Raw genomic sequence first — 25,274 nt, forward strand, 5'->3', positions numbered from 1 at the left:
GAAGCGGCTCTTGCCAGTGGGACAGACCGTCTGCCGTGGCTAGGCGGCCGCGCGGCTCGACCAACGCGGCGTTGCTGATCGCGAGCTTCGTGATCGGGCAGGGATCGATCTTCCTGGCGCAGACATGGCTGATCCATCGCGGCGCGCTCGATCTGCTTGCGGCCTTCGCGACGCATTTTTCCTTTGCGATCCTTACGCTTGGCATCGTCGATTTCGGCGCGCCCGTCGTCGCCGCGCGGCGGATTTCGCTGGCCGAGGACGGCGCGCGCGTGGAGGTGGCGCGGCGCTGTTACTGGCAGGCCTCCACTGTCCGGCTCGGCATCGCGTTGGTGCTGTCGTTGGCGGCGATCTCCTATGCTTGGCTTGGCGGGGACGGGTTTTCGCGGGCCTATATTCCCGCAGCCGTGCCGGCGCTGTTGATCTCGGCGTTCAACGCGACGGGCGTCTTTGATGGGCTGGGGATCAGCGGCATCAGCGGGTTGACCGGCATGCTCGCCCACATCGCGTCGGCCATCGCGCTGGTCGCGGCCGGCGCCAACCTGGCGGATGCGGGCGTGGTCCTCGGATCGGCGCTGTCGCTGGGCTATGCCATCGCCGTCGGCGCGCAGCTGGCCGTGCTTTGGCGGCTGGGCTGCTCGATGCGGGTGGCGCCTGTCACCGTCGCGGCTTGCGGCACCTTTGCCCGCGAGGGCTTAGGCGTGTTGCTGGCGTGCTTGCCGGGGCAGCTGTCGTTTCGGTTTCAGATCGTGGTGTGCGCGGCGGTTCTGGGGCAGGCGGGGGTGGGGCTGTTCGTCTATGGCAGACAGATCGCCGCCGCCGCCTCGCAGGTTCTGGAATTCGTGCGGCGCGCTCATTTTCCCGCCATGGTGCGCGTTCTTCGGCCCGGGGGCGTGACGCCGAGGTTGGTTTTCGAGGCGCAGCGGCTGGCGAGCCTGCTCGCGATCGTGCTGGCGCTTGGCCTGATGCTGGCCGGCGGCGCCTGCTTCCTGCTGCTCGGCGGCGCCTTCGCGCAAGCGGGTCTGGTGGTGGCGCTCTTTTCCTTCGGGGTTCTGACCGGCGCGCTCACGCAGACGCTGGCGCAGGCAGCGCAGGGGCTTGGCCGCTTTCGCGTCGTCGCCGCTGCCGCCGTGCTTGCCATGCTGGTCGGCTTCGCGGCGAGCGCCGGTCTCGGGGCGCTGTTCGGGCTTGGCGGGCTGGCGGTGGCGGAAGTGCTGACGCATGTGGTTGGGGCGCTGGTGATCCGGCCTTCGTTGTTCCGGCGAGCGGAAGGGCGCAAGACCGTGCGGGTCAGCGCATGATCAGACTCTGGACCGTCGCGGCGCTCTATCTCGCCAATCTCCCCTTCGCCGACAGCCTGTTCGTCGTTCTCCTTACGCTGCCGATGTTTCTCATGGTGCTGGTCGGGCTGTATCGCATTCAGTCACGGCGTTTCCAGATCGGAGATGTCTTCTGGTTCTGTCTCTTCGTCTATTTCGTGATCTCGCCGCTGCAGCGCATTCATGGGGACCGGATCGGCGGCGTGACGGCGATCACGGCCTATGCCTACGAGCCTTACGAGTTCGTAGCGGCGATGCTGATCGTGGTCCTGTTCTGCCTGCCGTTTCTATTCGTCGCGATGGATCGGGCCGAACCGGCGCCGAAGGTGGGTGCCTTGCCACTGCCGATGGCGGTTCTGCTCGTCCTGAACGGACTGGCCTTCGCGTCCTTCGTCGCATCGCAAGGCGGCATCGAGCGGCTGTTGTCGTCGCGGCTAGAGCAGGACCCGGCGCCGCCCTTCATCGGCAGCCTGTTCTTTCTCGGCCTGCAGTCGGTGACCGCATGCCTTGTCGCGGTGCGGTTCCATGCGTCCCGATCGCGGCTTGGCTCTTCGCGACTGGCGGCTCTTCCGCCGCTGCTGCTCGTCGTCATCCTGCTGGCGGTGGCGCGAAATCCGTTCAATGCGCCGCGCTTCATGCTGCTGGCCGTCTGGGGACCGGTCATGCTGGCGCTTTGCGGCGGCAGGGTTCCGGCGGCGTGGTTTTACGTGGCCGGGCTCCTGGCGCTGACGATCCTGTTTCCGATCCTTGATATCACCACGCGGCTTGGACTGGATGGCGTGGGCGATCTCTCCGAAATATCCGTCATCGGCAACTTCTTCGATATTCCCTCGGTCGATGTCTTCGACATGGCGGTTCATGCCGTGCGCTTCATGTCGGCGCATGACCAGATGTGGGGCGAGAAGCTCGGCGCCATCCTGCTGTTCTTCGTACCGCGTGCGATCTGGCCCGGAAAGCCCGTGGTGGGCGGGCTCGATGTCGGCAACGAGCTGTTTGCCGCGGGCATGTACGGGACGCCGAACCTGTCCTTCTTCATCGGCTGCGATCTCTACATGGATTTCGGCCTTGTCGGCGTCGCGCTCGGCGGTGTCGTCGCCGCCATGTTGCTGCGGCTGGTGCTGATCGCCGAATGGGGCGCCTTCGGCGGCGTCAGCGTATCCCGCATCCTCATCGCCTCGTCGCTGCCGATCCTCCTGCGCGGCCCCGTCGGCGCCGTGCTGCCGTTGTTCGTTTGTCAGGTCGCGATCGTCCTGGCCTTGTCGCGGCGGGTCCGGGACAAGGTCTCGCCCGTGCTGCCCGATCGGGAGCGGTTGCAACGATGACGAACGGCGCATCGGACAATTTCGGCATACTCGACGCCTCGACGTCCGGCTCGCGTGAGGGCGGGCCGAGCTTTGCGGTTCGGCATCGCGTTCTTCGCCTCGCCTGGGGGATCACCTGGACGCTGCTGGCGGCGTGGACGCCGGCGCCGCTGCATCGCTGGCGGGCGTTCCTGCTGCGGCTGTTCGGCGCGCGGCTGGCTCAAAATGCGCGGGTGCATGGATCGGCGCGGATCTGGTATCCGCCGCATCTCGTCATGGAGGAGAATACGCTGATCGGTCGCGGGGCGATCATCTACAGCATCGCGCCCGTTCACATCGGGCGTGGTGCGGTGATCTCGCAGGGCGCGCATCTGTGCACCGGCTCGCACGATATCGACGATGCGGCCTTCCAGCTCACGGCTCAGCCGATCACCGTTGGTGCTGACGCATGGATCGCGGCCGAGGCCTTTGTCGGCCCCGGCGTTTTCATCGGCGAGGGGGCGGTTCTCGGCGCGCGGGGCGTTGCGTTCGGCGATCTGGCCGCATGGACCGTTCATGTCGGCAATCCGGCCCGGCCGATCCGCGCCCGCCTCACCAGCTCATAGCGGTGGTCGCCGATACCCAGGCCGAGGCGGCGATCGCATAGCCCCGGTCGTTGAGATGCAGCGCATCGGAACGAAGCGATCTTGGAATGATGCCGGCGGCGACGTCCTGCTGGTCCCCGCTTGTCTGGTTCGCGGCGGCGGCAAGCGCGGCGCTGAGATCGACGAAGCGTTCCGGATAGCGCGTCGCCAGCGTGACGTTCAAGCCGGCGATCGTCTGGCGGGTTGCGAGATCATCCGCGGCCGAGGGCAGGATCGCGCCGATCAGGTAGCGGCCGCCGGGGACATGGGCCGCCATCGCCGCGATGTCGGACAGGACAGTCTCGGGCTTCGCCGCATTGTTGCGTCCGGCCCACAGCCATTGAACCTGGCCGAGGGTCGCATCGCCGGGGAGGAAGCGGGTGGCGTATTCGATGGCCACGGCGTCGCCGGGATGGCTGCGCGTGAACAGGTGGCGGGTGTTGCCGTCGGTCGTCAATGTGCCGTCCACGCCGGCCAGCGCGCCGGGCAGGCCGATCGCGCCATTGGCGCCCCGCAGCGCGTCGACCGATCGATAGAGCACGTCCACCTGCGGGCTTTGTTCGCCCCACTCGATGACGATGTTGTCGAGAGACCAGCGCACGAGACTGCCACTGCTGAGGAAGGCCATGGCCCCGCAGGACGGATTTGCGCTGGCGAGATTGCCGGCGGAAAAGACCAGTTCATAGTGGCCGCTCGCCGAGATCGCCCAGCTTGGGTCGCCGCCCGATGTCGTCGTCGCCCAGCTGCCGCCCGGTGCCCCGAGACCGCCGACATGGATCTGGCCGCTGCCCTCGATGATGTCGATGTCGAAGGCGATGTGGACGATCTTCCCTGCGGGGATGATCTGGCCGCCGGGGATTTCGGCAATGGCCAGTTCGCAGCCGCGCAGCACGCCGCCGTCGTCGTTGTCGACAATTAGCCTGCCATCGCGTGCCACAACCGGCGTCGCATGGCCATCCTGGATGCGCGGCGACCAGCCCTCGCTATCCTGATCGAAACGATAGAGCCTGGAGAAGGCCGGGCGATAGGCCGGGATTTCGCCATCGGCGGGCGTCAGCTGCAACGTGGTCGCCACCGCGCTCCTTTCGAACTGGCCCGGAAAGATACGCAGCGTGATGTCGATCGCGCTTCCGGATAGGGCGTCGAGCAGATGCGTGGAGCGGACGAAGCCCCGCGTCGCGGTGGCCGTCGCCGATACGCCGCTGCGCGTGCCGTCAAGGGCGAAAGCGGGAGCCGCGATTTCGGCAATATAGCCGCCGAGTTCGTCGGCCTCGATGAGCAGAAGGCGCAGGCCCGATATGCCCGAGGTGGAGCCGGCGATCATCTGGATCGCGCTTGAGATCGTCCACGGACTGCCCGGTTCCGTTGCGTGGTTGGCGGCGATGGCGCCATAGATCTGCCGGCCGATGTCGGTGAAACCGGCCGTTGCCGTGCCGCTGATCCTGACGTCGCCGTAGGGCAGGCCGTTTTCGTCGGTGCCCTTGTCGATGCACTCATGCGTGAGGCCATTGACGCTGCCGGTCTCGAACAGATCCATCCAGTCGCGCGTATGCGGATAAAGGTTCCTGGGATCGCCGCCGGCCACGGCGAGCAGCAGCGACACGCCGCCCTGCCGGGCGCCGATCTCGGTCGAGGTCTGGCCGCCGATGCCGCGATTGACGATCGTTCGAGGCGGATCGAAAAGACCGGCGGCGACGGCCGGAAAAGTCTGGTCGCGAGACGATGCGCCGGCACCTTCCGTCAGGCTGTCGCCGTAAGCGATGACCTGGCGAGGGCCGGAACCTTGCCGGGCATTGGATTGGACGGTCGAAAGGCCGATACCGAGAAACATTGCGGGTCTCCATCATGAACTCGGAAGACATCCTAATTCAGCGCCCGGAGACGGGGATGACTTGCCGGCGCAAGTTCTTTTCCGGTCAGATCTCGCAAAGCGTGGCGCACTTCATGATCTCTTAAGTAATTATCTTGAGATTACAGTTTCCTTGTTCCATGATGATTCCGACCGGAAGGATTTCTGTGTCCGACGTCATGTCGATCGATGCAGATCGCTTCCGCGCAGAACATGTTTCCTGGTCATCGATCGCGTATCGCGGCCGCTAGACTTGATTTCATCACATTACGCCGCCTGTGTGCGCTCGCCGTGGGCCTGATTGGGAAGATTGCATGAATTCGGAGTTTGCCGTTCGCCCCATGCGGCCCGGTGAGTTGGAGCTAGTGCTCGAATGGGCGCGGCAGGAGGGGTGGAATCCGGGTCTCGACGATTCGCTTCCGTTCCACGACGCGGACCCATCGGGTTTTTTCGTCGGCGCGCTCGGTGAAGTCCCGGTCGGTTCGATTTCCGTCGTCAAGTATGGTGACGACTTCGCCTTTCTCGGGCTCTACATGGTTCACCCGGAGTTTCGTGGGAAAGGCTACGGCAGGGCCATCTGGGATGCCGGCATCGCCTCGGCGAATGGTCGCGGCATCGGGCTCGACGGGGTTGTCGCGCAGCAGGCCAATTACCGCAAGGCCGGCTTCGAGGAAGCCTACAGGACCGTCCGCTATGGCGGCGTGATCGGCTCGCTGCCATCGTCGACGCTGACTGCCACGCCCGTGACCGACAAGCTGGACGGGCTGGTGCGCTACGATGCCAGCGTGTTTTCGGCTGAGCGTTCGGCCTTCGTGACCTCTTGGTGCACCAACCGCAAGCATCGGCGCACCGCCGTTGTGCGCAAGAGCGGCAAGATCCGTGGCTATGGCACGATCCGCCGCTGCTACGACGGATACAAGATCGGGCCGCTGTTCGCCGCCGATCCCGACAGCGCCGCGGCACTGCTTTCCACGCTCGGGCAGGAGGCGAGGGGCGCGCGGGTGTTCATCGACGTGCCCGTCGACAATCGCGACGCGGTGGCGCTTGCCGTCGGCATGGGGCTCGCGCCGGTGTTCGAGACGGCGCGCATGTATCGCGGCGCCAGTCCTGCCGTCGCGCTGAAGAATGTCTTCGGCGTCACCACGCTGGAGCTGGGCTAGCGAGCGTCCGAGGTTGCGGGCGCCGCGCGATCGGGGCGCCCCTTTTCGGCGATGGCGATGCCGCCGAGCGCCAGCACCAGCGCCACGATGTGAAACGGCTGCAGCTTTTCGCCGAGCAGCGCCACCGAAAACAGCGTGCCGAAGACAGGCACGAGATTGATGAAGAGTGCCGCGCGGTTGGCGCCGATCCATTCCACGCCCTTGATGTAGAAGACCTGCGCCATCAGCGAGGCGAAGATCGCCGTGTAGATGGTGATGAGCCATCCGGTCGCGTCGGGAAGCTGTGCCGCACCGTTCGATGCCTCCCATGCCAGAAGCGGCAGCGCGCTCAGCATGGCGCCGAGCGCGGGAATGGCCATCAGCGTGCGCCAGTCGAGCGGCGGCTTCCATCGCAGGAAGATCGTGTAGACGGCGTAAGCGACGACCGCGACCAGCATCAGCCCGTCGCCGGTGTTGAGGCCGAGTTCCAGCAGCGTGGTCAGGCTGCCATGGGCGGCCGTCACTGCCACGCCGAGCAAGGTCATCGCAAAGCCGACGATCTGCGCCAGCGACACGCCGGTGCGGAAGAAGACGAAGTTGAGCAGGAAGATCAGCATCGGGATGCCTGCCTGCTCGATTGCGACATTGATGGCGGTCGTATATTTTACCGCTGAATAAAGCATGGCATTGAACAGCGTGTAGCCGACGATGCCGTAGAAGAAGAGCAGAGGGAGGTTTTTGCGCACGACAGGCCAGTCGCGCTTGAGCTGCGGCACGGATATGGCGGCGATGATCGCGGTTGCGACGAACCAGCGCAGCGAGGTGAGCATCATCGGGCTGACGTGACCGAGCGCCAGTTTTCCGGCAACGGTATTGCCGCCCCAGCACATCGCGGCAACGACAAGGCATATGTAGGCGGCAAACTGCACGGCCGATTCTCTCCCGGTCGGCTGCGCGGGCGCAGAACTTCTTCCGACGATGGCGGCAAATAGCCTGCCAATGGCTGATTTGTCACGTAAAAAGCCAATTCAGACGGCAATACAGGGTCGCTTTCCCAAAAACAAAGCCTTATAGATGCGCGGGTTTGAGCAGGGAGCGGTTAAATCCGCCTTTAACAGGAAGACGTGAATGACGAACGTAGTTGTGGTCGGTTCGCAATGGGGTGACGAAGGCAAGGGCAAGATTGTCGACTGGCTTTCGGAACGCGCCGATGTGATCGTGCGCTATCAGGGCGGACACAATGCGGGCCATACGCTGGTCATCGATGGTGTCAGCTACAAGCTGGCGCTGCTGCCGTCGGGCCTCGTGCGCGGCAAGCTCAGCGTCATCGGCAACGGCGTCGTCGTCGATCCGCATCATTTCGTCGCCGAAGTCGAGAAGCTGCGCGCGCAGGGCGTCAACGTATCGCCCGAGATTCTGCGCATCGCCGACAACGCGCCGCTGATCCTGTCCCTGCACCGAGATCTCGATGGTTTCCGTGAAGATGCTGCCTCCAACAGCGGCACCAAGATCGGCACCACCCGCCGCGGCATCGGCCCGGCCTATGAAGACAAGGTCGGCCGCCGCGCGATCCGCGCCATCGACCTCGCCGACAAGGAAGCGCTGCCGGCCAAGATCGACCGTCTTCTGACGCACCATAACGCGCTGCGCCGCGGCCTCGGCCTGCCGGAAATCTCGGTGGAATCGCTGGAGAAGGAACTGAACGACGTCGCCGACCAGGTGCTACCCTATGTCGACCAGGTCTGGCGCATCCTCGACGACCAGCGCAAGGCCGGCGCCCGCATCCTGTTCGAAGGCGCGCAGGGTGCGCTGCTCGACAACGACCACGGCACCTATCCCTTCGTCACCTCGTCGAACACGGTTGCCGGCCAGGCCGCCGCCGGCTCGGGCCTCGGCCCGACGGCGATCGGTTATGTTCTCGGCATCACCAAGGCCTACACGACCCGCGTCGGTGAAGGTCCGTTCCCGTGCGAGCTGAACGACGAGGTCGGCAAGCATCTTTCGACCGTCGGCCGCGAAGTCGGCGTCAACACCGGCCGTCCGCGCCGTTGCGGCTGGTTCGATTCCGTTCTGGTCCGCCAGACGGTGAAGACCTCGGGCATCACCGGCATCGCGCTCACCAAGCTCGACGTTCTCGATGGTCTCGACGAACTGAAGATCTGCGTCGCCTACAAGCTCGACGGCAAGGAGATCGATTATCTTCCGGCGAGCCAGGCCGCGCAGGCGCGTGTCGAGCCCGTCTACATCACGCTTGAGGGATGGAAGGAATCGACCGTCGGCGCGCGCAGCTGGGCCGATCTCCCGGCCCAGGCGATCAAGTATGTCCGTCAGGTTGAAGAGCTGATCGGCGCACCTGTCGCTCTTCTGTCCACAAGTCCTGAGCGCGATGACACCATACTTGTGACCGATCCTTTTGAGGATTAAGGTTTTATATGATTATTTGTGTGGTTCGCGCGGCGAACCACACTCTTAGAGAAAGTACGAATGGCGGATTTTATCGCAGTTATCCGGCGGGCGGTTGACGGCCTGACCGACAACACTCCCGATATGCGGGTGAAGGTTTACGAGCGTGCTCGCGGTGCCGTACAGCGGCAGCTCGAGAACATGAAGCCGCGTCCGCCCGAGGCCATGCTGCAGCGCCAGCTGGAAAAGCTCGAAGCCGCCATTCGTGAAGTCGAATCCGAGCATGCCGATGCGCTGCCGGCCGAGGACCAGGCCGCCGCCATCGCCGTACCGGTTGCGGAAGCGCCGGCGGAGCCCGAAGCGGCTCCCGAGCCCGAGGTCATCGCCGCCACGCCAGAGCCGGCCGCCGAACAGGCGCAAGAGGTTCCGGAAGCCGAACTGGCTTACGAGCAGCCGGCCTATGAGGCGCCCGCCCGGGAGCCCGCCTACGAGGAACCGGCTTACGAAGCGCCCGTCGAGCCCGAGGCTCCGGTGGCCGCCGAGCCTGTTGCGCATGAGGAGCCGCTTTACGAAGAGCCGGCGCCGGTGCATGCCGCCGAGGTTCACGAAGAGCCCGAGGTTCAGCCCGAGCCTGACGTCCATTACGAGCCCGCGCCGTCTTATGCCGAGCCCGTATTCGAGGAAGAGCCGCGTGTCTCGGCTGCCTCCGAGCCGGAGCCGGTCGAGCCATGGCAGATGCCGGTCGAGGACCAATACGATGCCGCGCGTGGAACGCATGGCCACGATTTCGCCGCCGCGCCCGATGTGGAGCCCTATGCCGAGCCCGTCATCGACGACGCGCCGCGGGCGCAGCCGGTCGCGCGTGATTTCGACCTGAGCAATCGCCTGGTCGAGCCGGTTCCGGTGTTCGAGCCGCCGCATCAGTTCGTCGAGCAGACGCAGGACGATCCCATTCATGCCGACGCCGCCGGTCATTTCGACCCGGTGTGGAACGAACCGGCGGAAGAAGTACCGGAACCGTCCACAAAGACGGTTGAGCCGACGGATTGGGCGCTGGAGGAACTGCGCCAGTTCTCCGAGACCTCGCATGCAGCACCTGCCGTCAACGACGCGGCGCGCGCCTTCGACGAGGTGGTTTCCGGCATTGATTATCAGTCGGCGCCGGTAGCGGCAGCCCCGGCGAAGATGCCGGCCGCCAGTGAGAGCTTCTCCTGGGAAGCGGCTGCCTTCGACGACCTGCCGCCGATCGACAACGACAAGAAGGCGCCGGCCGCCGCACCGTATGACGACGGCGATCTGTTCTCCGAAATTCATGGCGGACCGACGCCGAAGACCGAGCCTCTGGCCGGCGACGACTGGCAGGAGGCGACCCGGCTTCGCGGCTACGACAATCGCGGCGTCGTCGCCGCGGACGATGACGGCCCGTCGCTTGCAAGCGGTGACGACGATATCGCCTCGAAGTTCCAGGGCAAGAATTTCCGCATGGAGCCGAAGCGTCGTCGCTTCGGCATCGGCTCCATCATCGCGCTGCTGATCGCGCTCGGCGTTGTCGGCGGCGGCGGTTATGCCGCCTATACGCATCAGGAAGCGCTGACCGAGATGGTCAAGGGGCTCGTCAGCTCCGCGCCGTCGCAGACCGCGCAGACGCCTCCGGTCGCCGGGACGACGGCGCCCGCCGATCAGACGAGCGAGGCGAAGCCCGCCGCGACGCCCGATACGGCGCATGCGACGCATCAGGACGGCGCCGCCACCGACGGTTCGGCGTCCGGCAGCAAGTTCACGCAGCGGCTGCTTGCCGATGGCACCGAGGTCGATAGCGGCCCGGCGGCCGCGCCCAGCACGCAGGTCGCCGAAGGCAAGTCCGTCGCCGAGCAGAATGTCGCTTCGTCCGATCCGGTCGCCCCGGCCGGTGCCGCGACACCGCCGGCAGCCGCCTCCGGCACTGCCGCGCCCGGGACGACACCAACAGCGGCGCCCGCCGACGCGCAGGCCGCCCCTGCCGGTGCCAGCGAGAAGATGTTCCTCTACGAGGAGCGTATCGGCCAGAGTTCGCCAACGGCGATCCAGGGCTCGATCGCCTGGAGCCTGCGCCGCGAGGCCGGCGCCGACGGCAAGCAGGAAGCCTCCGTTCAGGGCACGCTGACGGTTCCCGAGCGGAATCTCACGGCGCAGATCACCTTCAAGCGCAACTCCGATCCCTCCCTGCCGGCAAGCCACATCGTCGAGATGGTGTTCTCGCTGCCGCCGAATTTCGAAGGCGGATCGATCGATAGCGTTCAGCGCATTTCGATGAAGCGGACCGAGCAGGATCGCGGCGACGCGCTGGTCGCCGTTCCCGCGAAGATCACCGACGATTTCCACATGATCGCGCTCAACGATTATCCGGATGCCCGCAAGGCCAACCTCGACCTCCTGTCGACGCGCGAGTGGATCGATATCCCGATCACCTATCGCAACGGCCGCCGCGCGCTTCTGACCATGCAGAAGGGCCCGACCGGTATCGAAGCCTTCAACACCGCGATCCGCGAATGGAACGCCGCCGGCGACGTCTCGACCAGCCAGTAAGGTTGGTTGCATGAGCAGACAAACACAAAAAGGGCGGATCTTGAGACCCGTTCCTAGCCGAAATGTGAAATATTAGTGAAATTCTTGCGAAATCCCTTAGAGTGCAAGCTCTGAGGGATTTTGCGTTAATTTAAGAATCTGAAGGAAGTTAAAAGCCAAGGGTGACGTCTGTGTTTCTGTTGGTTCAAACTATAAGCGGGAGCAAGTTCTATTGGACCAGTGGCGAACTGTTTGTCACTGGTCGGCATAACGCCTTGGAGATTTCCAACTATCGGATGGCTCGCAAACAGCTAAGACGAGCTGAAGACTTATATGGAAAGCCGCTCGGGGCGAAGATCGAGTACGCTGATCCATCCGCGAGCACGTGGAAACGTTTTCTGCTATGGCTGTCGCAGCAGTAAATTGCGCATTGGGCGCGATCGTTTTCCGTAAGCATTCCAGATTCAAGACAAAGGGCGGATCGTGAGACCCGCCCTTTGTCTGTTGGGAATGGTGCGGCTCAGGCCGTGGCTTCGACGACGCGGACGGCCTTGGCGCGGTCGAGCGCTTCCTTGCGGACGGCGTCCTGGACCTTTTCGAAGGCGCGGACCTCGATCTGGCGCACGCGCTCGCGGCTGATGTCGAATTCGGTAGACAGGTCCTCGAGCGTCACCGGATCCTCCGCGAGGCGGCGTGCCTCGAAGATGCGGCGTTCGCGGTCGTTGAGCACGCTCATCGCCTTGGCCAGCATGCGCCGGCGGGTGTCGAGTTCGTCCTGCTCGATCAGCACGTCTTCCTGGCTGTCATGATCGTCGACGAGCCAATCCTGCCACTGGCCGCTGTCGCCCTCCGACGCCTTGATCGGCGCGTTGAGCGAGGCGTCGCCGGACAGGCGACGGTTCATCGAGATCACTTCTTCCTCGGAGACGCGCAGCTTGGTTGCGATCTCGGTCACGTGTTCCGGCTTCAGGTCGCCTTCGTCGATGGCCTGGATGCGGCCCTTCAGGCGACGCAGATTGAAGAACAGGCGCTTCTGGTTGGCGGTGGTGCCCATCTTCACGAGCGACCAGGACCGCAGGATGTATTCCTGGATCGAGGCCTTGATCCACCACATCGCATAGGTGGCCAGACGGAAACCGCGTTCCGGGTCGAACTTCTTGACCGCCTGCATCAGACCGACATTTCCTTCCGACACGACTTCGCCGATCGGCAGGCCGTAGCCGCGATAGCCCATGGCGATCTTGGCGACGAGACGCAGGTGGCTGGTGACGAGACGATGCGCGGCCTCGCGGTCGCCATGTTCGGAATACCGCTTCGCCAGCATGTATTCTTCCTGCGGCTCCAGCATCGGGAACTTGCGGATTTCGTCGAGATAACGATTGAGACCGGCTTCGCCGGCGGTAATGGACGGCAAACTGCTTCGGGCCATTCTTGCACCCTCCTATCTGAATTCCGGTCCCCGCTTTGACGCGTCCCTGCGTTTTGAAGGCGAACCGGGAACATGCGGCTTTGTCAAAGCCCGCACGAAGTCAGTGTAGAGATAAGTGTGGCGAAACCGTAGTTCAAGGCTCAAACCGGGTTCACGATGCCGTTACAGCTCGGCATTGCGCAATGCTTCGACCAGCGCGACCATGTCGTCGGGCAGCGGCACCTCGAAGCGCATGATTTCCTCGGTGCGCGGGTGCTCGAACTGCAGCATGTAGGCGTGCAGCGCCTGGCGGCCGAAACCATTGACCGCCTTTTTGGCGGCCTCCGGCAGAAGGTTGGCCTTGGTCTTGAAGCCGGCGCCATAGACGGTGTCGCCGAGGAGCGGATGGCCGATATGGGCCATGTGGACGCGGATCTGGTGGGTGCGACCGGTTTCCAGATGGCACTCGACCAACGAGGCCAGCGACAGCGCATCCGGCGTCTCGTGGAAACGCTCGATCACCTCGTAATGGGTGATCGCCTCGTCGGCATCGGCCGTGCCCAGGCGCTTGACGGCGCGGCGGGTGCGGTCTCCGGTGTCGCGGCCGAGCGGCGCGTTGACGCTGCCGGTCAACGTGCGCGGACGGCCCCAGACGACGGCCTGGTAGGCACGCTCGATCGGCATGGTACGGCCGTGATCGGCGAACTGGGCGGAGAGGTGGCGGTGCGCGACGTCGTTCTTGGCGACGACCATGACGCCGGTCGTGTCCTTGTCGAGACGGTGCACGATGCCGGGGCGGCGCACGCCGCCGATGCCCGACAGGCTGTCGCCGCAATGATAGATCAGCGCGTTGACCAGCGTTCCCGTCCAGTTGCCGGCGGCCGGATGAACGACCATGCCCGATGGCTTGGAGATGACGATCAGGTCGTCGTCCTCGTAGAGGATCTCGAGCGGGATATCCTCGCCTTTCGGCGTCGGGTCCTCGGGCTCGGGCAGGTTGATCTCGAAGACGTCGCCGGGGCGGACCTTTTTCTGCGGATCGGCGACGACGGCGCCCTTGGAGGTGACCTGGCCCTCCTTGATCAGCACCTTGACGCGGCTGCGGGAGAATTCCTCGCCGAGCTGGGCCGTCATCCACGCATCAAGCCTGCCTTCGGCATGTTCATCCGCCGTCAGGACTTTCCTAATGCCGGCTGCTTGTTTAAAGGGGTCGCTCAAGACGCTTCTTCTCCGAAGTATTTTATAGAATGGAACGCCATATATGACGAATGTCCAGCCAGAAGACGATCAGGAAGAAAAGCCCCTCGATCCGGCAATGGAAAATGTCCGACGCAAGATGATCCGCCTGCAGATCGTCTCCGGCTTCATCATGTTCGTGAGCCTTATGGCGGTCTTCGGCGCGGTTGTCTACAAGACGATGTGGGCGCCGGCCAAGCAGCCGACGGCGGTGGCCTCCGGCGGAATTCCGTCGGATGCGCCTGTAGCCGCGACGGCAAGCCTGCCTGCCGGCTTCGTTCTCCAGTCCTCGTCGCTTTCGGGCGGCCAGATCATGTTCTTCGGCAAGACCGCCGAGGGCGTGAGCAAGGCTTTGGTGTTCGACATCAAGGCGGGAAGCATCATCGCGGACGTGACCGTCAACGGCGGCTGACGACAATGGCCCCTCGGCTGATCGCGATCGACAATGCCGACGACCCCGAGATCGCCGAGTTTCGCGATATTCGCGAACGCGACCTGACGGGACGGCATAACCGGTTCATCGCCGAGGGCACCGTCGTGCTGCGCATGCTTGCCGAGGCGCATCGGGCGGGCGGCGATTTCGCGGCCGAAAAGGTGCTTTTGCTGCGCAACCGTGTCGACGGCGTCGCCGATATTCTCGAGCGGCTGCCGGAGGACGTTCCAGTCTATGTCGCGGAAGCGGACGTGCTCGACCGTATCGTCGGCTTTCACCTGCATCGCGGCGTGCTGGCGCTGGGGCGGCGGCAGCCACGGGACGGTGCGCTGATCGAGCGGCTGCCCGAGCGCTCGCTGGTACTTGTCGGCTGCGGCATCTCCAATCATGACAATGCCGGCTCGATGTTCCGCAACGCGGCCGCCTTCGATGTCGATGCGATCTTCCTCGACGAGACCTCGTGCGATCCGCTCTATCGCAAGGCGATGCGTGTTTCGGTCGGGTCGGTGTTGAGCGTTCCCTATGAACGCGGCGGCGACGCGCTGGCGCTGCTGACGCAACTCGCCGAGCGCGACTTCGCCATCTGGACGCTGTCGCCGCGCGGCGAGGTCGATATCCGCTCCATTCCGGCCTCCGAGCGGATGGCGCTGGTGGTCGGCACGGAAGGCGAGGGGTTGCCGCAGGCGGTGCTGTCGCGGTTTCGCAGCGCCCGCATTCCGCAATCGCCAGGGCTCGACAGCCTCAACGTCGCCACCGCGACGGGTATCGCGCTGTTTGCCATGTCGTCCACGGTAAAGCGTATCTGAGATCGGTGGTTAGCCGGGCTGCGACAGGATCGTTGCGGCCCGCTGGGCGAGGTCGATGCGCTCGCCGTCCTTGGCTTCCGCCGTCTCCGGCAGCAGATCGCGGATCGGCGATGCCTTGCCTTCGTTGATGGCGGTCAGCGCCACCATCTCGGCGGCGATCGTCGCGATTTCCTCGCGGATGGCGCCGTCCTTGGAGGTGTTCAGCCTGGCGGCGAGGATTTCCTCTGAAACGGCGGCGCTGCGGGCGCGCACTTCCTCGGCGAGGCGTGCCGCGACGGCTGCCGTGTCCAGTTCGGAGATCGGGGCGTCTTCCTGCACGGGCTTTTCCTGCGGCGGGATGAGGACGAGGGGCGCGAGGCCGGCCGAGCGAAGCGCGCGGTTCGCCTTGCGCATGTCGGCGTTGGCGGCTTTCACCTGATCCTTGAGCTTGGTCAGCTCTTGCTGCCGGCGCGCCAGAAGCGCCTCCTTGTCGGCAAGCGTGGCCTTGTCGCGCTCGGCGCGGTCTTCCAGACGGATGACCGTGTGTTCCTGCTGCGTCAGCTTCTGTTCGGCATCCTTGGCGCGCTTCTGCAGCAGGCTCACGTCCTGGCGGAGCTCGTCGCGCTCGCTGCGCAATCCGCTGTGCTTGAAGGTGAGGTTCTCGAACTCGGTCTCGCGCGCGGCCATGTCGATCTTCAGATTGTCGGTCTGTTCGGCGATCTTGTTCAGGCGAACACGCAGAGCGTCGAGCTCGCCTTCCTTGGCGGCACTGGCCTGTTCGGCGATATGCAGGCTGGTCTTCAGCTGACTGATGTAGTTCTCGTCCTTGCGCAGATGCGAGCGCAGTTCTGCGGCCTCGACGCTCATATCGGCGATCTGGGCCTGGAGCGCGCTGATCTCTGAGGCGAAGTGGCCGGCGTCGCGGGCGATCTGGTCGTATTTCAATTGCAGCGACATCGACTTTTCGCGCTCGCGAATCAGGTCCTGCGTCGTGCGGGCGTTCTCGGCGGCGTAAAGCGCGCGGACCATGTCCTTTTGCGCACGCACTTCCTGGGGGCTGAGAGGCATCGTGGCGCGCATGCGGTTTTCGGTGTACCAGACGATACGGCGATGAACGGCCGGCGATACGAGGAAAACCAGGAACGCCGCGCCAGAAAGCCCAATCCGAACAAGAGCGCGTATTCGATCACGGCGAGGCCACTGCTTCCAGAAGTTGATTTGCGTCAGCCAATGATTAAGCGGCCAGCGCCGTTAGGGCAAGTGGCGGATGGGTCACGGCGACACAGAGTTCGCCGTGCGCTTGCCGTCAGAAGGGGTTCCAGGTCGGATTTTGGGTAATCTTGATGTAGCCGACGTTGAGACCGAGGCGGGCGCCGACGCCGGTGCGGATCGGTACGACGAGGACGTTGTTGTTCTTGAGCAGCGTCATGCCGAAGCCGGCGATGACGAAGGCCTGGCCGCTGACGCCGCCGAAACGGGCGTAGATCGCATCGGTCGACGGGAGGTCGTAGACCAGCATCATGACGCGCGTGCCCTGGCCACCATAATCGAGGCCGAGCGACGGACCCTGCCAGTAGAGCGGATGCTCGCCGGCGTTCTTGGTGTTGAGCTGGCCTTCGCCATAGGTCAGGCCGGCGATGAAGGCGCCGGAGCCTTCCTGGCCGAGGATATAGCCGTTCGGCAAGCCGTATTTCTGGAAGGCCGCTTCGACCGCCTTGGCAAGACCGCCGCTGGTGGAGCCGAAGAAGGAGTGACCGGCATCGACGATTTCCTGAACCGAATACTGATCGCTACCGGTCTGCTGGGCCGCGGCCTGGGTAGCGGCAAGCATCAGGCACGAGATCGCGAGTATTGAGACCCGCCGGCAGTCGGCCAGAAATCTTCCTAGGATTGAGGGGCGCATGGTGTCATCCGTTCATCATGGTCGATACATGGAGCCGTTTCCGGCGTTTCTATCATTTTGCGCGGATGGTCTTAACAATCGGTTTACCAAATATGGTGTCATTATGGCGCCGAGTACGCTCGCAAACTTCGTGCAATGATGAAGCAATATGTGTGGCGGAATGAATCACCGCCCTCTTGGAGACAATGATGTCGAAGAATCCAAACCTTACCCTGACCGGCCCTGATCTGGCCGCGCTTCTCTGCAGCCGTGTTTGCCATGACGTCATCTCGCCCGTCGGCGCGATCAACAACGGCCTTGAACTGCTCGACGAGGGCGGCGCCGACGCAGACGCCATGGATCTTATCCGCACCAGCGCGCTGAATGCCTCCGTGCGTCTCAAATTCGCACGCCTTGCCTTCGGCGCTTCCGGCTCCGTCGGCGCGTCGATCGACACTGGCGAAGCCGAGCGCGCCGCCAAGGATTTCGCCGCCGCCGAGAAGAAGACCGAGGTGGTCTGGACCGGACCGCGCGCGATCATCGCGAAGAACCGCGTCAAGCTGCTGCTCAACCTGTTCCTCGTCGCCTATTCCTCGATCCCGCGCGGCGGCCAGATCGATATCACGCTTGAGAACCCGGAATTCGACGCGAAGTTCACGCTCGTCGCCAAGGGCAAGCTGATGCGCCTGCCGCCGAAGTTCGTCGAGATTTCGACCGGTGAGATCGAAGAAGCGATCGACGCCCACACGATCCAGCCCTATTACGCAGTGCTGCTCGCTGAAGAGTGCGGCATGAAGCTTGGCCATAGCGCCAGCGCCGAAGAGATCATCTTCACCGCCGAAGTCATTCCGGCCTGATCGAAAATCCGGCCGGGAGAAAATCCCGGCACATTGCTTGTATCGAAGTAATACTTCCTTAGCCGAATGTTTCTATCCTTGCCCGTGAAGATGCCCGCCGGGACAGAAGCGGGGCAATGGAGCAGCGATGCAAAGGTTCATGATCACCGATCTCGTCGGACGTCGTTCGTAAGGTCGGGAAGCGGATTCTGTCCGAACTCGACTTCATGGTCAGCGAAGCCTCCAGCGCCAGCGAAGCCCTGTCCCATTGCCAGGTGGAACTGCCCGATTACCTGATCGTCGATTCGTCCATGGATGGCGCGCTTGATCTGATCGTGGCGGTTCGCGCCATGGAAGGCGGCAAGGAGGTCAAGATCTACTATTGCGTGATCGAGGCCGACCTGAAGAAGCTGATGATGGGCAAGCGGGCAGGGGCCACGGACTTCCTGCTCAAGCCCTTCGATCGCAAGATCCTGACCGCGGTCTTCGGCAATCGCGCCATCGCCGCCTGACATTTCCATCCGATCCAAACGCAAAAGCCGCCTTCGGGGCGGCTTTTGTCGTTTCAGGCTGTCCATGGACACAAAAAATCCCGCCGTAAAGGCGGGATTTCAAGGATGATCGGCGTAGGGACCGAAATCGGATATCAGGCTGTTTCGGCGTACTCGGCGCCATCCGGCTCGCGCAGAACGTAGCCGCGGCCCCAGACGGTTTCGATGTAGTTGGCGCCACCGGCCGCGTTCGCGAGCTTCTTGCGCAGCTTGCAGATGAAGACGTCGATGATCTTCAGTTCCGGTTCGTCCATGCCGCCGTAAAGGTGGTTCAAGAACATTTCCTTGGTGAGGGTCGTGCCCTTGCGGAGCGAAAGCAGCTCCAGCATCTGGTATTCCTTGCCCGTCAGGTGAACGCGCTGGCCACCGACTTCGACGGTCTTGGCGTCGAGGTTGACGATCAGTTCGCCGGTCATGATGACCGACTGGGCGTGACCCTTGGAACGACGGACGATCGCATGAATGCGAGCAACCAGTTCGTCCTTGTGGAAAGGCTTGGTCATGTAGTCGTCGGCGCCGAAGCCGAGACCGCGAACCTTGTCCTCGATGCCGGCCATGCCGGAAAGGATCAGGATCGGTGTTTTAACCTTGGACAGGCGGAGAGTGCGCAGCACTTCATATCCGGACATGTCTGGAAGGTTGAGATCAAGAAGGATGATATCATAATCATACAACTTGCCGAGATCGACGCCTTCTTCACCTAGATCGGTGGTGTAGACGTTGAAACTTTCTGACTTGAGCATCAGTTCGATGCTCTGCGCTGTCGCGCTGTCATCTTCGATGAGTAGTACCCGCATTCTTATCCCCTTTACCGCCGCCGAAAGGTGGTCTGGCCCCTACGCGATACAGAAATGTCACTGCGTGATTTGGAAGCTGCCACGAAATGGTTAACAAATTCTGATTCACTCTGGCAAGAGGTAATCAATTTATTAAATATTTTGTCCATTCCGCTGTTTTCCAACGAGAATCCGCAAGGCCCTATTCTCAACTGTTACATTAAGAAAGGCCGGCAAGCGATTCATTCGACTCACCAATGAAACGGACCGGAAATCGCGTAGTTGTGTTTACCGACCCTTAAATCATCGGCACTATCATTAACGATGCCCGTAAACGAAAGGTTACCAGCGGTAGGTTTTTGTTAACGCCGAGGGAAATTTTTTGGGCAAGTCGCATGAAGGCGGCAGCTAAAGGGCGGTTTCAAGTGAAGCCGGGGTCTCGCATCACTGGAGTAATGCGTATGAAGTCGCGTGAGAGCCTAGTTCGTCTGAAAGAGTTTCAGGTGAACGAAAAGCGTCGTCAACTGCAGCAGTTGCAGATGATGATGTCTGAATTTGACCGTATGACGAAGGATCTGGAGAGCCAGATCGTCGTCGAGGAAAAGAAGTCCGGCATTTCCGACCCGAATCACTTCGCCTATCCCACCTTCGCGAAGGCAGCACGCCAGCGCGCGGACAATCTTCAGGTTTCGATCAAGGAACTGAGGATGCAGGAAGAGGCCTTGGAGCAGACGCTCGAAGAGATGCAGGCGGAATATGCACGCGCTGCCGCGCTCGAGGAGCGCGACGGAGCGGTTCGGGCACGAGCCTAAGCCAGGATGATCGATGCCTTCGGGCATCCGGGGTGTCATCTCATAAAAGCCATGCATGACGGGCGTGCTGTCCGTCATACATGGCTTTTGGCGTTTTTCGCCGTCAGAAGCTCAATTGATGACGTCGCGCCATTCATCGTGGCGAACCGCCTGCGCCTTGAAGAAGGGGCAGAGCGGAATGATTTTCCAGCCACCGGTTCGGGCGGCTTCGACCGCGTGCAACGCCAGAGCCTGGCCGACGCCCTTGCCGCGCAGCGCGTCCGGCACGCCGGTATGATCGATGATGATGAGTTTCGGCGATGTGCGCGAATAGGTCATTTCGGCCTGGTGGCCTTCAAGCTCGGCCACGTAGCGGCCACCCGATGCGTTTTCTTCGTCGGTGATCTTCATCCGAACCGTCTCCTTTCGATTGCGTCGAACGAAACGTGCCATGGCGCCCGCGCAAAGCAAAGGTCGCCAAGGGGTGACGCATTGTTCGAAGAAAGGCAGCGTTTTCGATGAAGGGGAATTGGCGGGGCTGGCGCTTGCGAAGCCGATGCCGAGCCTTGCTCGCGCAGCCCCTGTCCGAGTGGTCTTTGTGGACGGTGGCCGCGCCTGGAGTGTCGGTTCAGTTCGGCAATGGAATGAATGCCGGCAAGCAACAAAAGCTTCGGGCCGGCTTCACATCTTGCGATGTGCGGTCGGCCCGAACTGAAATGGAATGAACTTCAAAAACTAATCAATGGCGATACTGCTGGATGCGCGTGGTGCGCAGGCCGGCAAGACCATGGCTGTTGATTGAGGACTGCCAGGAGAGAAACTCCTCGACGGTCAGGGTATAGCGTTCGCAAGCTTCTTCCAAGCTCAACAGGCCACCGCGCACAGCCGCGACAACCTCCGCCTTGCGGCGAATTACCCAGCGCCGAGTATTCGGCGGCGGCAAATCCGCAATCGTCAGCGGGCTGCCATCGGGGCCGATGACATATTTAACTCGGGGACGTATCATTTCGGTCATTGGACTCTCTACACAACTCAAGACCACGAGAGCCACTCTAGCTTGTCACATTTAAAAATTGCCTAAACGCATCGTAACACTTTGATAATAAATTTAACCGCGTCGGATTACGGCGCTTTGGCGGGTCGCCGCGCATGGCTTCCCTTACGTAAATTTGCCATGAGCGCATGGGAGCCATGCACAATGAATATTAGTTGTCTGATCTTCGTCAAACTATAAGCCTCCCCAATGGCAGATAGAAGATCGTGCGTCGTCGCGATTGTTCTTTCTGTCCGTGTTGGGGATAGAAGTGCGGGCTTTGCCTGGTGTTGAAGCGAGCGATTTTTCTTTTCCTATACTTTGATTGTTGCTGCCAGAAGAGCGTTTTCAGGCAAATTTAGCCTTTGAAGGACGAAATCGATGCGGAATGAAGAACGCGCCGTGCAAGACGGCGCGGCGGATATTGCTTTTTTATCGTCGGAAAAAACCAGCCTATCGACCACCGATCCCAGGCAGCGCCTGGCGCGGCTCGCGAAAGCGGCGGGCTTCAACCAATACTTGTTCGCGGGTTTTCCCCACGGCGACAATGGCGGTTTCGCGGGAAACCACATCTTCAGCAGCTGGCCGGAGAGCCTCGTTGCCGCCTATGACGAGGATGACCTGTTTCACAATAGCGCGCTTGTTTGCGAGCTCAGGAAATCCAGCCTGCCGGTGTCATTCGATGTGAGCGCGTTCGAAAGCAGCGCGGCGAACCCGAAGAACCGGCGGATCACCGGCCTGTTTCGGGAACTGGGATTTCGTCGCACATTTGCCTTCGTGCTGCATGACGCCGATCGCCAGCCGTATATTTTCGCCTTTTCCGGCGCGCGGGCGGATCTTTCGCGCCAGGAGGCGATGGCGCATGTGTTCAGCGCGATGGAATTTCTCGACCTCTACGCTCGCCTGCAGGTCTCCGAGCAGCCGCTGGAGAGCCTCAGCAGCCGCGAGATCGAATGCCTGCGCTGGTCTGCGGCCGGCAAGAGCAGCGACGAGATCGCCATCATACTGGAGCTCTCGCCGCATACGGTGGTCGGATATCTGAAGAGCGCGATGCGCAAGCTCGATTCCGTCAATCGCATGCAGGCGGTCGCGCGGGCATTCCGCTTCCGCCTGCTGTAATGTCGTCAGAGCATTACGGCGCAGAATTCGGTCTTCGCGGCTCCGAATTCGTATTGCGCCGTGCCGCTGTGCAGCAAGGCGAGCCAATCTCCCCGGTTCAGCGAGACGATGGTGGTCGCGATCTGCCGCGCGGGTGATGCCGAGGCGGGGCCGTTCGCATTGGCAACGACCGTCGTGCCATTGACCTCGATCGCCACGCCGTGGCCGGAGGAGGTGAGGGTGCTCGAGGACAGCGACAGCAGGTAAAGGCCGTCCGCCGGAACGATGAGCCGCGCGCCAGTGCCGGAGGGAACGGCGGCCCCGAGTTCAAAGCCGCCCTGCTCGGCGTGGATATCCGTAAAGCCGGTGCGGCTTGCCGATGGCGGAGAGGAGGTTCCGGCCGCGGGCGATGCCCGCACGATCGGCCGGGACGGCGTGCGCACCAGGCCATCGGGTGACACGATGAGCGCCGTCGACCAGTCGTCTCCATTGCCGCTGACCTTGATCGAAAAGGCGTCGCTTCCCGCGAGCCCTATCTCGGCGCGGCCCGACCAGCCGGTTTGAAAGAGAAGCGTGCCGGTTTGAGACGGATCGGCCTTGTTGATCTTGAGCTGATGACCTTGCCCTTCGTGACTGAAGAGACTGGCCTCCGAGGCGACCGCCAGCCGGTTGACCGCGTCCGCCGCCGCATTGACGCCGATCATAGGCAGCGAGCCGTCGGCGTCGAGCGAGATCGTGTTCCAGTTCGTCCCGTCAAAGGCACGCAGCTGGCGGGTGTCGAGAAAGAAGGCGCGCCAGCCCGGATTGGGCGACAGGTAAGCCCAGGCGCCGTCCTGCCAGACGGAGATCAGTCCTTGCCGGCCGAGCCATTCGCCCTGGGGATCGGCGCCGATGAGGTAGCGATCGCCTTCGGCCGGTGTCACGGTCGGCGTTTCAGGCGGTGACTGGCGTTCGCCGAGGATCGCCAGCTGGACCACGGTGTCGAGGCGCTGCAGCGCCTCGTTGTGCGGCACATGCTTCTGCGCCTGGGACGGCAGGATGTAGGGCAAGGCGAGGTTGTTTGTCTGGTCCGACACGATCGAGCTCCCGTTTTGCGGCCGGTTTCACTGCCGCAAATCGTAGGAGCGTATCGGGAAAGGGGGACGGCGCGCGTGGTCGCCCGCTGATTTCAAACGGATAATCGCGAAAGACGTCCCCGCGCTCAAAGCCGGGGAGCATTGCCCCAGGAAATGAAATCCGGATTGGCAAAGTCGGCGTCGTGGGCCTGCCTTGTCTTGCCGTAGGTGAGGGGGCGGCCGTCGAGCGTTACCGTGCAGCCACCGGCGGCCCGCAGAATCGCGTCGCCGGCCGCGGTATCCCACTCCATGGTACGGGTGAAGCGCGGATAGACGTCCGCTTCTCCTTCCGCAAGAAGGCAGAATTTCAGCGACGAGCCGATATTCCTGCACTCGGATATGGCCTGCTCGGCCAGGAAGCGCGCCGTCCGCGGGCTGTCGTGCGACCGGCTGGCAAGCGCCGTGCGTTCGGCCCTGGCGAGGCGAACATTGATCGGCAGCCGCTTTTCGACGCGGAAGTCCGGGCCGATATGCAGCTTCTCGGCCGTGCCGCTCTCGCCGAGAAAGGCCACGCCCATGGCGGGCGCGAAGACGATGCCGGCCGCCGGGTGGCCATCGACGATGAAAGCGATGTTGACGGTGAACTCGGGCCGCTTGTCGACGAATTCGCGCGTGCCATCAAGAGGATCGACTAGGAAGAACGACGAGCCGACCGCCGGCACGATGCCGGCCGCGACCGATTCTTCGGCAATGACCGGAATATCGGGGAAATCGCGACGGAGATGCGCGAGAATGATCCGCTCGGCCTCTTCGTCGGCGATCGTCACCGGGCTGTTGTCGGCCTTGCTGGCGGCGGTGCAGCCGGCCCGGTACACATCCATGATCGCCTTGCCGGCCTGCAGCGCGGCACGTTCAAACGTCTCAAGCATCGCGGACCGGTTCGATCGCTTCTCTGTCATGTCTATCATATAGTCGCTTTCGCACCTGATTGCACCGCCGTGCCGCCGTCGCAAAAGGACGCAGCCGTGGTTTGGCGGTTTGTCGCCGGACAGGCGGAAGACGAAGATGCATGTGAGAAGTGAATTTGCGGTGAAAAGTGGCGTTGGAGGCTGGATTGTGTTGAAAAAATCAACTTTCTGAACTCCAGAAAGTCATTTTCACCAAAACGGTAAAGAACTTTGGAGCATTGCAATTTTGCGCTTCCCTTTTGCCTTGAAAACAGTATGAAATCTTCCAACAAGGGCCCAGCAAGGGCTCTAATAACAAGAGACGCAGGCTTTTCACGCTTCTGTGTCCAGGGGAAAGACATATGGAATATTTTGTCCAGCAGCTCATCAACGGGCTGACTCTTGGATCCATCTATGGCCTCGTGGCTATCGGCTATACGATGGTTTACGGCATCATCGGCATGATCAACTTCGCCCATGGCGATATTTTCATGATCGGTGGTTTCGCCGCCCTTATCGTCTTTCTCGTCCTCACATCCATTTTCGCCGGTCTTCCAGTCGCGGTTCTGCTGCTGGTCATGCTGCTTATCGCGATGCTGATGACGAGTTTGTGGAATTGGACGATCGAGCGCGTCGCCTATCGGCCGCTGCGCGGTTCGTTCCGGCTGGCGCCGCTGATCACCGCGATCGGCATGTCGATCGTGCTGTCGAACTTCATCCAGGTGACGCAGGGTCCGCGCAACAAGCCGATCCCGCCGCTGATCAGCAGCGTTTATAACATCGGTGGCATCACCATCTCGCTGAAGCAGATCGTGATCATCATCATCACGGCCGTGCTGCTCACCGTCTTCTGGTATCTCGTCAATCACACGGCGCTTGGCCGCGCGCAGCGCGCCACCGAGCAGGACCGCAAGATGGCGGCGCTGCTCGGCGTCAATGTCGACCAGACGATCTCGGTGACCTTCATCATGGGCGCCGCACTCGCCGCCGTCGCCGGCACGATGTACCTGATGTATTACGGCGTGGTGAACTTCAACGACGGCTTCGTGCCCGGCGTCAAGGCGTTCACGGCGGCCGTTCTCGGCGGCATCGGCTCGCTTCCGGGCGCTGTTCTCGGCGGTCTGATGATCGGCCTGATCGAAAGTCTTTGGTCGGCCTACTTCACCATCGCCTACAAGGATGTGGCGACCTTCGCCATCCTCGCTTTCGTGCTGATCTTCAAGCCGACAGGTATCCTGGGCCGGCCGGAAGTCGAGAAGGTTTAACGT

The 25,274-nt window shown here is 62.7% G+C and carries 22 protein-coding genes and 2 pseudogenes; 13 read left to right on the top strand and 11 right to left on the bottom strand.

Annotated elements, in window-relative coordinates:
• Positions 1-71 precede the first annotated feature (71 nt).
• The 3 genes from P3R82_RS11985 to P3R82_RS11995 are packed head-to-tail and all read left to right on the top strand — an operon-like array spanning position 72 to position 3,222.
• The gene (locus tag P3R82_RS11985) at positions 72-1,298 is read left to right on the top strand and encodes a hypothetical protein (RefSeq protein WP_283193996.1); all 1,227 of its coding nucleotides are present in this window, start codon (positions 72-74) and stop codon (positions 1,296-1,298) included.
• The gene (locus tag P3R82_RS11990; protein ID WP_283193997.1) at positions 1,295-2,638 is read left to right on the top strand and encodes a hypothetical protein; all 1,344 of its coding nucleotides are present in this window, start codon (positions 1,295-1,297) and stop codon (positions 2,636-2,638) included. The genes P3R82_RS11985 and P3R82_RS11990 overlap by 4 nt, the downstream gene beginning before the upstream one ends.
• Positions 2,635-3,222, top strand: coding sequence for a DapH/DapD/GlmU-related protein (locus P3R82_RS11995; RefSeq protein WP_283193998.1), 588 nt, complete (start codon positions 2,635-2,637; stop codon positions 3,220-3,222). Before P3R82_RS11990 ends, P3R82_RS11995 begins: the two co-directional genes overlap by 4 nt.
• Here the strand turns inward: P3R82_RS11995 and P3R82_RS12000 are convergent.
• The gene (locus P3R82_RS12000) at positions 3,209-5,071 is read right to left on the bottom strand and encodes an SGNH/GDSL hydrolase family protein (protein WP_283193999.1); all 1,863 of its coding nucleotides are present in this window, start codon (positions 5,069-5,071) and stop codon (positions 3,209-3,211) included. The two genes, P3R82_RS11995 and P3R82_RS12000, sit on opposite strands and share 14 nt — an antisense overlap.
• A gap of 332 nt (positions 5,072-5,403) precedes the next feature.
• Between P3R82_RS12000 and P3R82_RS12005 the strand changes: the two genes are divergently transcribed.
• Positions 5,404-6,249 (top strand): GNAT family N-acetyltransferase, encoded by an 846-nt coding sequence (locus tag P3R82_RS12005; protein ID WP_283194000.1) that lies wholly within the window; start codon positions 5,404-5,406, stop codon positions 6,247-6,249.
• On the opposite strand, the gene P3R82_RS12010 is transcribed toward P3R82_RS12005, so the two are convergent.
• The gene (locus P3R82_RS12010; protein WP_183900599.1) at positions 6,246-7,157 is read right to left on the bottom strand and encodes a DMT family transporter; all 912 of its coding nucleotides are present in this window, start codon (positions 7,155-7,157) and stop codon (positions 6,246-6,248) included. The genes P3R82_RS12005 and P3R82_RS12010 overlap by 4 nt on opposite strands.
• 199 nt (positions 7,158-7,356) lie before the next feature.
• On the opposite strand from P3R82_RS12010, the gene P3R82_RS12015 reads away from it, so the two are divergent.
• Entirely contained in the window at positions 7,357-8,652 is a 1,296-nt protein-coding gene (locus P3R82_RS12015; RefSeq protein ID WP_047514597.1) for an adenylosuccinate synthase, read from the top strand.
• Between the two features lie 60 nt (positions 8,653-8,712).
• Positions 8,713-11,196 carry a hypothetical protein gene (locus P3R82_RS12020; RefSeq protein ID WP_283194001.1) on the top strand — a complete coding sequence of 828 codons (2,484 nt, stop codon included), beginning with the start codon at positions 8,713-8,715 and terminating at the stop codon, positions 11,194-11,196.
• 499 nt (positions 11,197-11,695) lie between these two features.
• Here the strand turns inward: P3R82_RS12020 and rpoH are convergent, their stop codons facing one another.
• Both rpoH and P3R82_RS12030 read right to left on the bottom strand, forming a co-directional pair.
• Positions 11,696-12,604 carry an RNA polymerase sigma factor RpoH gene (gene rpoH / locus P3R82_RS12025; protein ID WP_283194002.1) on the bottom strand — a complete coding sequence of 303 codons (909 nt, stop codon included), beginning with the start codon at positions 12,602-12,604 and terminating at the stop codon, positions 11,696-11,698.
• A gap of 162 nt (positions 12,605-12,766) precedes the next feature.
• Positions 12,767-13,801: an RluA family pseudouridine synthase gene (locus P3R82_RS12030; protein WP_283194003.1), complete on the bottom strand. Its 1,035-nt coding sequence runs from the start codon at positions 13,799-13,801 to the stop codon at positions 12,767-12,769.
• 43 nt (positions 13,802-13,844) lie between these two features.
• Here P3R82_RS12030 and P3R82_RS12035 point away from each other — a divergent pair, with 43 nt between their 5' ends.
• Together P3R82_RS12035 and P3R82_RS12040 are read left to right on the top strand one after the other, a co-directional pair.
• Positions 13,845-14,231 (top strand): hypothetical protein, encoded by a 387-nt coding sequence (locus P3R82_RS12035; RefSeq protein WP_283194004.1) that lies wholly within the window; start codon positions 13,845-13,847, stop codon positions 14,229-14,231.
• 5 nt (positions 14,232-14,236) lie between these two features.
• On the top strand, positions 14,237-15,058 hold the full coding sequence (locus P3R82_RS12040; protein ID WP_283194005.1) for an RNA methyltransferase: 822 nt from the start codon (positions 14,237-14,239) through the stop codon (positions 15,056-15,058).
• 9 nt (positions 15,059-15,067) lie between these two features.
• On the opposite strand, the pseudogene P3R82_RS12045 reads toward P3R82_RS12040, so the two are convergent.
• Both P3R82_RS12045 and P3R82_RS12050 read right to left on the bottom strand, forming a co-directional pair.
• Positions 15,068-16,227: pseudogene (locus P3R82_RS12045) on the bottom strand (hypothetical protein).
• 116 nt (positions 16,228-16,343) lie between these two features.
• Positions 16,344-16,940 (bottom strand): EipA family protein, encoded by a 597-nt coding sequence (locus tag P3R82_RS12050; RefSeq protein WP_183900591.1) that lies wholly within the window; start codon positions 16,938-16,940, stop codon positions 16,344-16,346.
• A gap of 185 nt (positions 16,941-17,125) precedes the next feature.
• Between P3R82_RS12050 and P3R82_RS12055 the strand changes: the two genes are divergently transcribed.
• Together P3R82_RS12055 and P3R82_RS12060 are read left to right on the top strand one after the other, a co-directional pair.
• Positions 17,126-17,776, top strand: coding sequence for a histidine phosphotransferase ChpT (locus P3R82_RS12055; protein ID WP_283194006.1), 651 nt, complete (start codon positions 17,126-17,128; stop codon positions 17,774-17,776).
• A 127-nt stretch (positions 17,777-17,903) separates the two neighbouring features.
• Positions 17,904-18,267 (top strand): annotated as a pseudogene (locus tag P3R82_RS12060) (response regulator).
• A 134-nt stretch (positions 18,268-18,401) separates the two neighbouring features.
• Here P3R82_RS12060 and ctrA read toward each other — a convergent pair.
• A complete protein-coding gene (gene ctrA, locus P3R82_RS12065) occupies positions 18,402-19,103 on the bottom strand; it encodes a response regulator transcription factor CtrA (RefSeq protein ID WP_003542362.1) in 702 nt (233 codons plus the stop codon).
• A 440-nt stretch (positions 19,104-19,543) separates the two neighbouring features.
• Between ctrA and P3R82_RS12070 the strand changes: the two genes are divergently transcribed.
• A complete protein-coding gene (locus tag P3R82_RS12070; protein ID WP_018897078.1) occupies positions 19,544-19,894 on the top strand; it encodes a hypothetical protein in 351 nt (116 codons plus the stop codon).
• A gap of 111 nt (positions 19,895-20,005) precedes the next feature.
• Here P3R82_RS12070 and P3R82_RS12075 read toward each other — a convergent pair whose 3' ends face one another.
• Positions 20,006-20,284: a GNAT family N-acetyltransferase gene (locus P3R82_RS12075; RefSeq protein ID WP_183900589.1), complete on the bottom strand. Its 279-nt coding sequence runs from the start codon at positions 20,282-20,284 to the stop codon at positions 20,006-20,008.
• Positions 20,285-20,612: 328 nt separating this feature from the next.
• Positions 20,613-20,888: a DUF1153 domain-containing protein gene (locus P3R82_RS12080; RefSeq protein ID WP_007533628.1), complete on the bottom strand. Its 276-nt coding sequence runs from the start codon at positions 20,886-20,888 to the stop codon at positions 20,613-20,615.
• Positions 20,889-21,287: 399 nt separating this feature from the next.
• Between P3R82_RS12080 and P3R82_RS12085 the strand changes: the two genes are divergently transcribed.
• A complete protein-coding gene (locus P3R82_RS12085) occupies positions 21,288-22,025 on the top strand; it encodes a LuxR C-terminal-related transcriptional regulator (RefSeq protein ID WP_283194007.1) in 738 nt (245 codons plus the stop codon).
• 5 nt (positions 22,026-22,030) lie between these two features.
• Here P3R82_RS12085 and P3R82_RS12090 read toward each other — a convergent pair whose 3' ends face one another.
• Positions 22,031-23,080, bottom strand: coding sequence for a DUF2793 domain-containing protein (locus P3R82_RS12090; protein ID WP_283194008.1), 1,050 nt, complete (start codon positions 23,078-23,080; stop codon positions 22,031-22,033).
• A 125-nt stretch (positions 23,081-23,205) separates the two neighbouring features.
• Positions 23,206-23,988, bottom strand: a complete 783-nt coding sequence (gene cysQ / locus P3R82_RS12095) for a 3'(2'),5'-bisphosphate nucleotidase CysQ (RefSeq protein ID WP_283194009.1) — start codon at positions 23,986-23,988, stop codon at positions 23,206-23,208.
• 380 nt (positions 23,989-24,368) lie between these two features.
• Here cysQ and P3R82_RS12100 point away from each other — a divergent pair, with 380 nt between their 5' ends.
• Positions 24,369-25,271: a branched-chain amino acid ABC transporter permease LivH gene (locus P3R82_RS12100; protein ID WP_183900586.1), complete on the top strand. Its 903-nt coding sequence runs from the start codon at positions 24,369-24,371 to the stop codon at positions 25,269-25,271.
• The last annotated feature ends 3 nt before the right edge of the window (positions 25,272-25,274 follow it).

Origin of the sequence: Rhizobium sp. AN80A, assembly GCF_030053015.1 — a bacterium.
In the GTDB taxonomy this organism is placed as follows: Bacteria; Pseudomonadota; Alphaproteobacteria; order Rhizobiales; family Rhizobiaceae; genus Rhizobium; species Rhizobium metallidurans.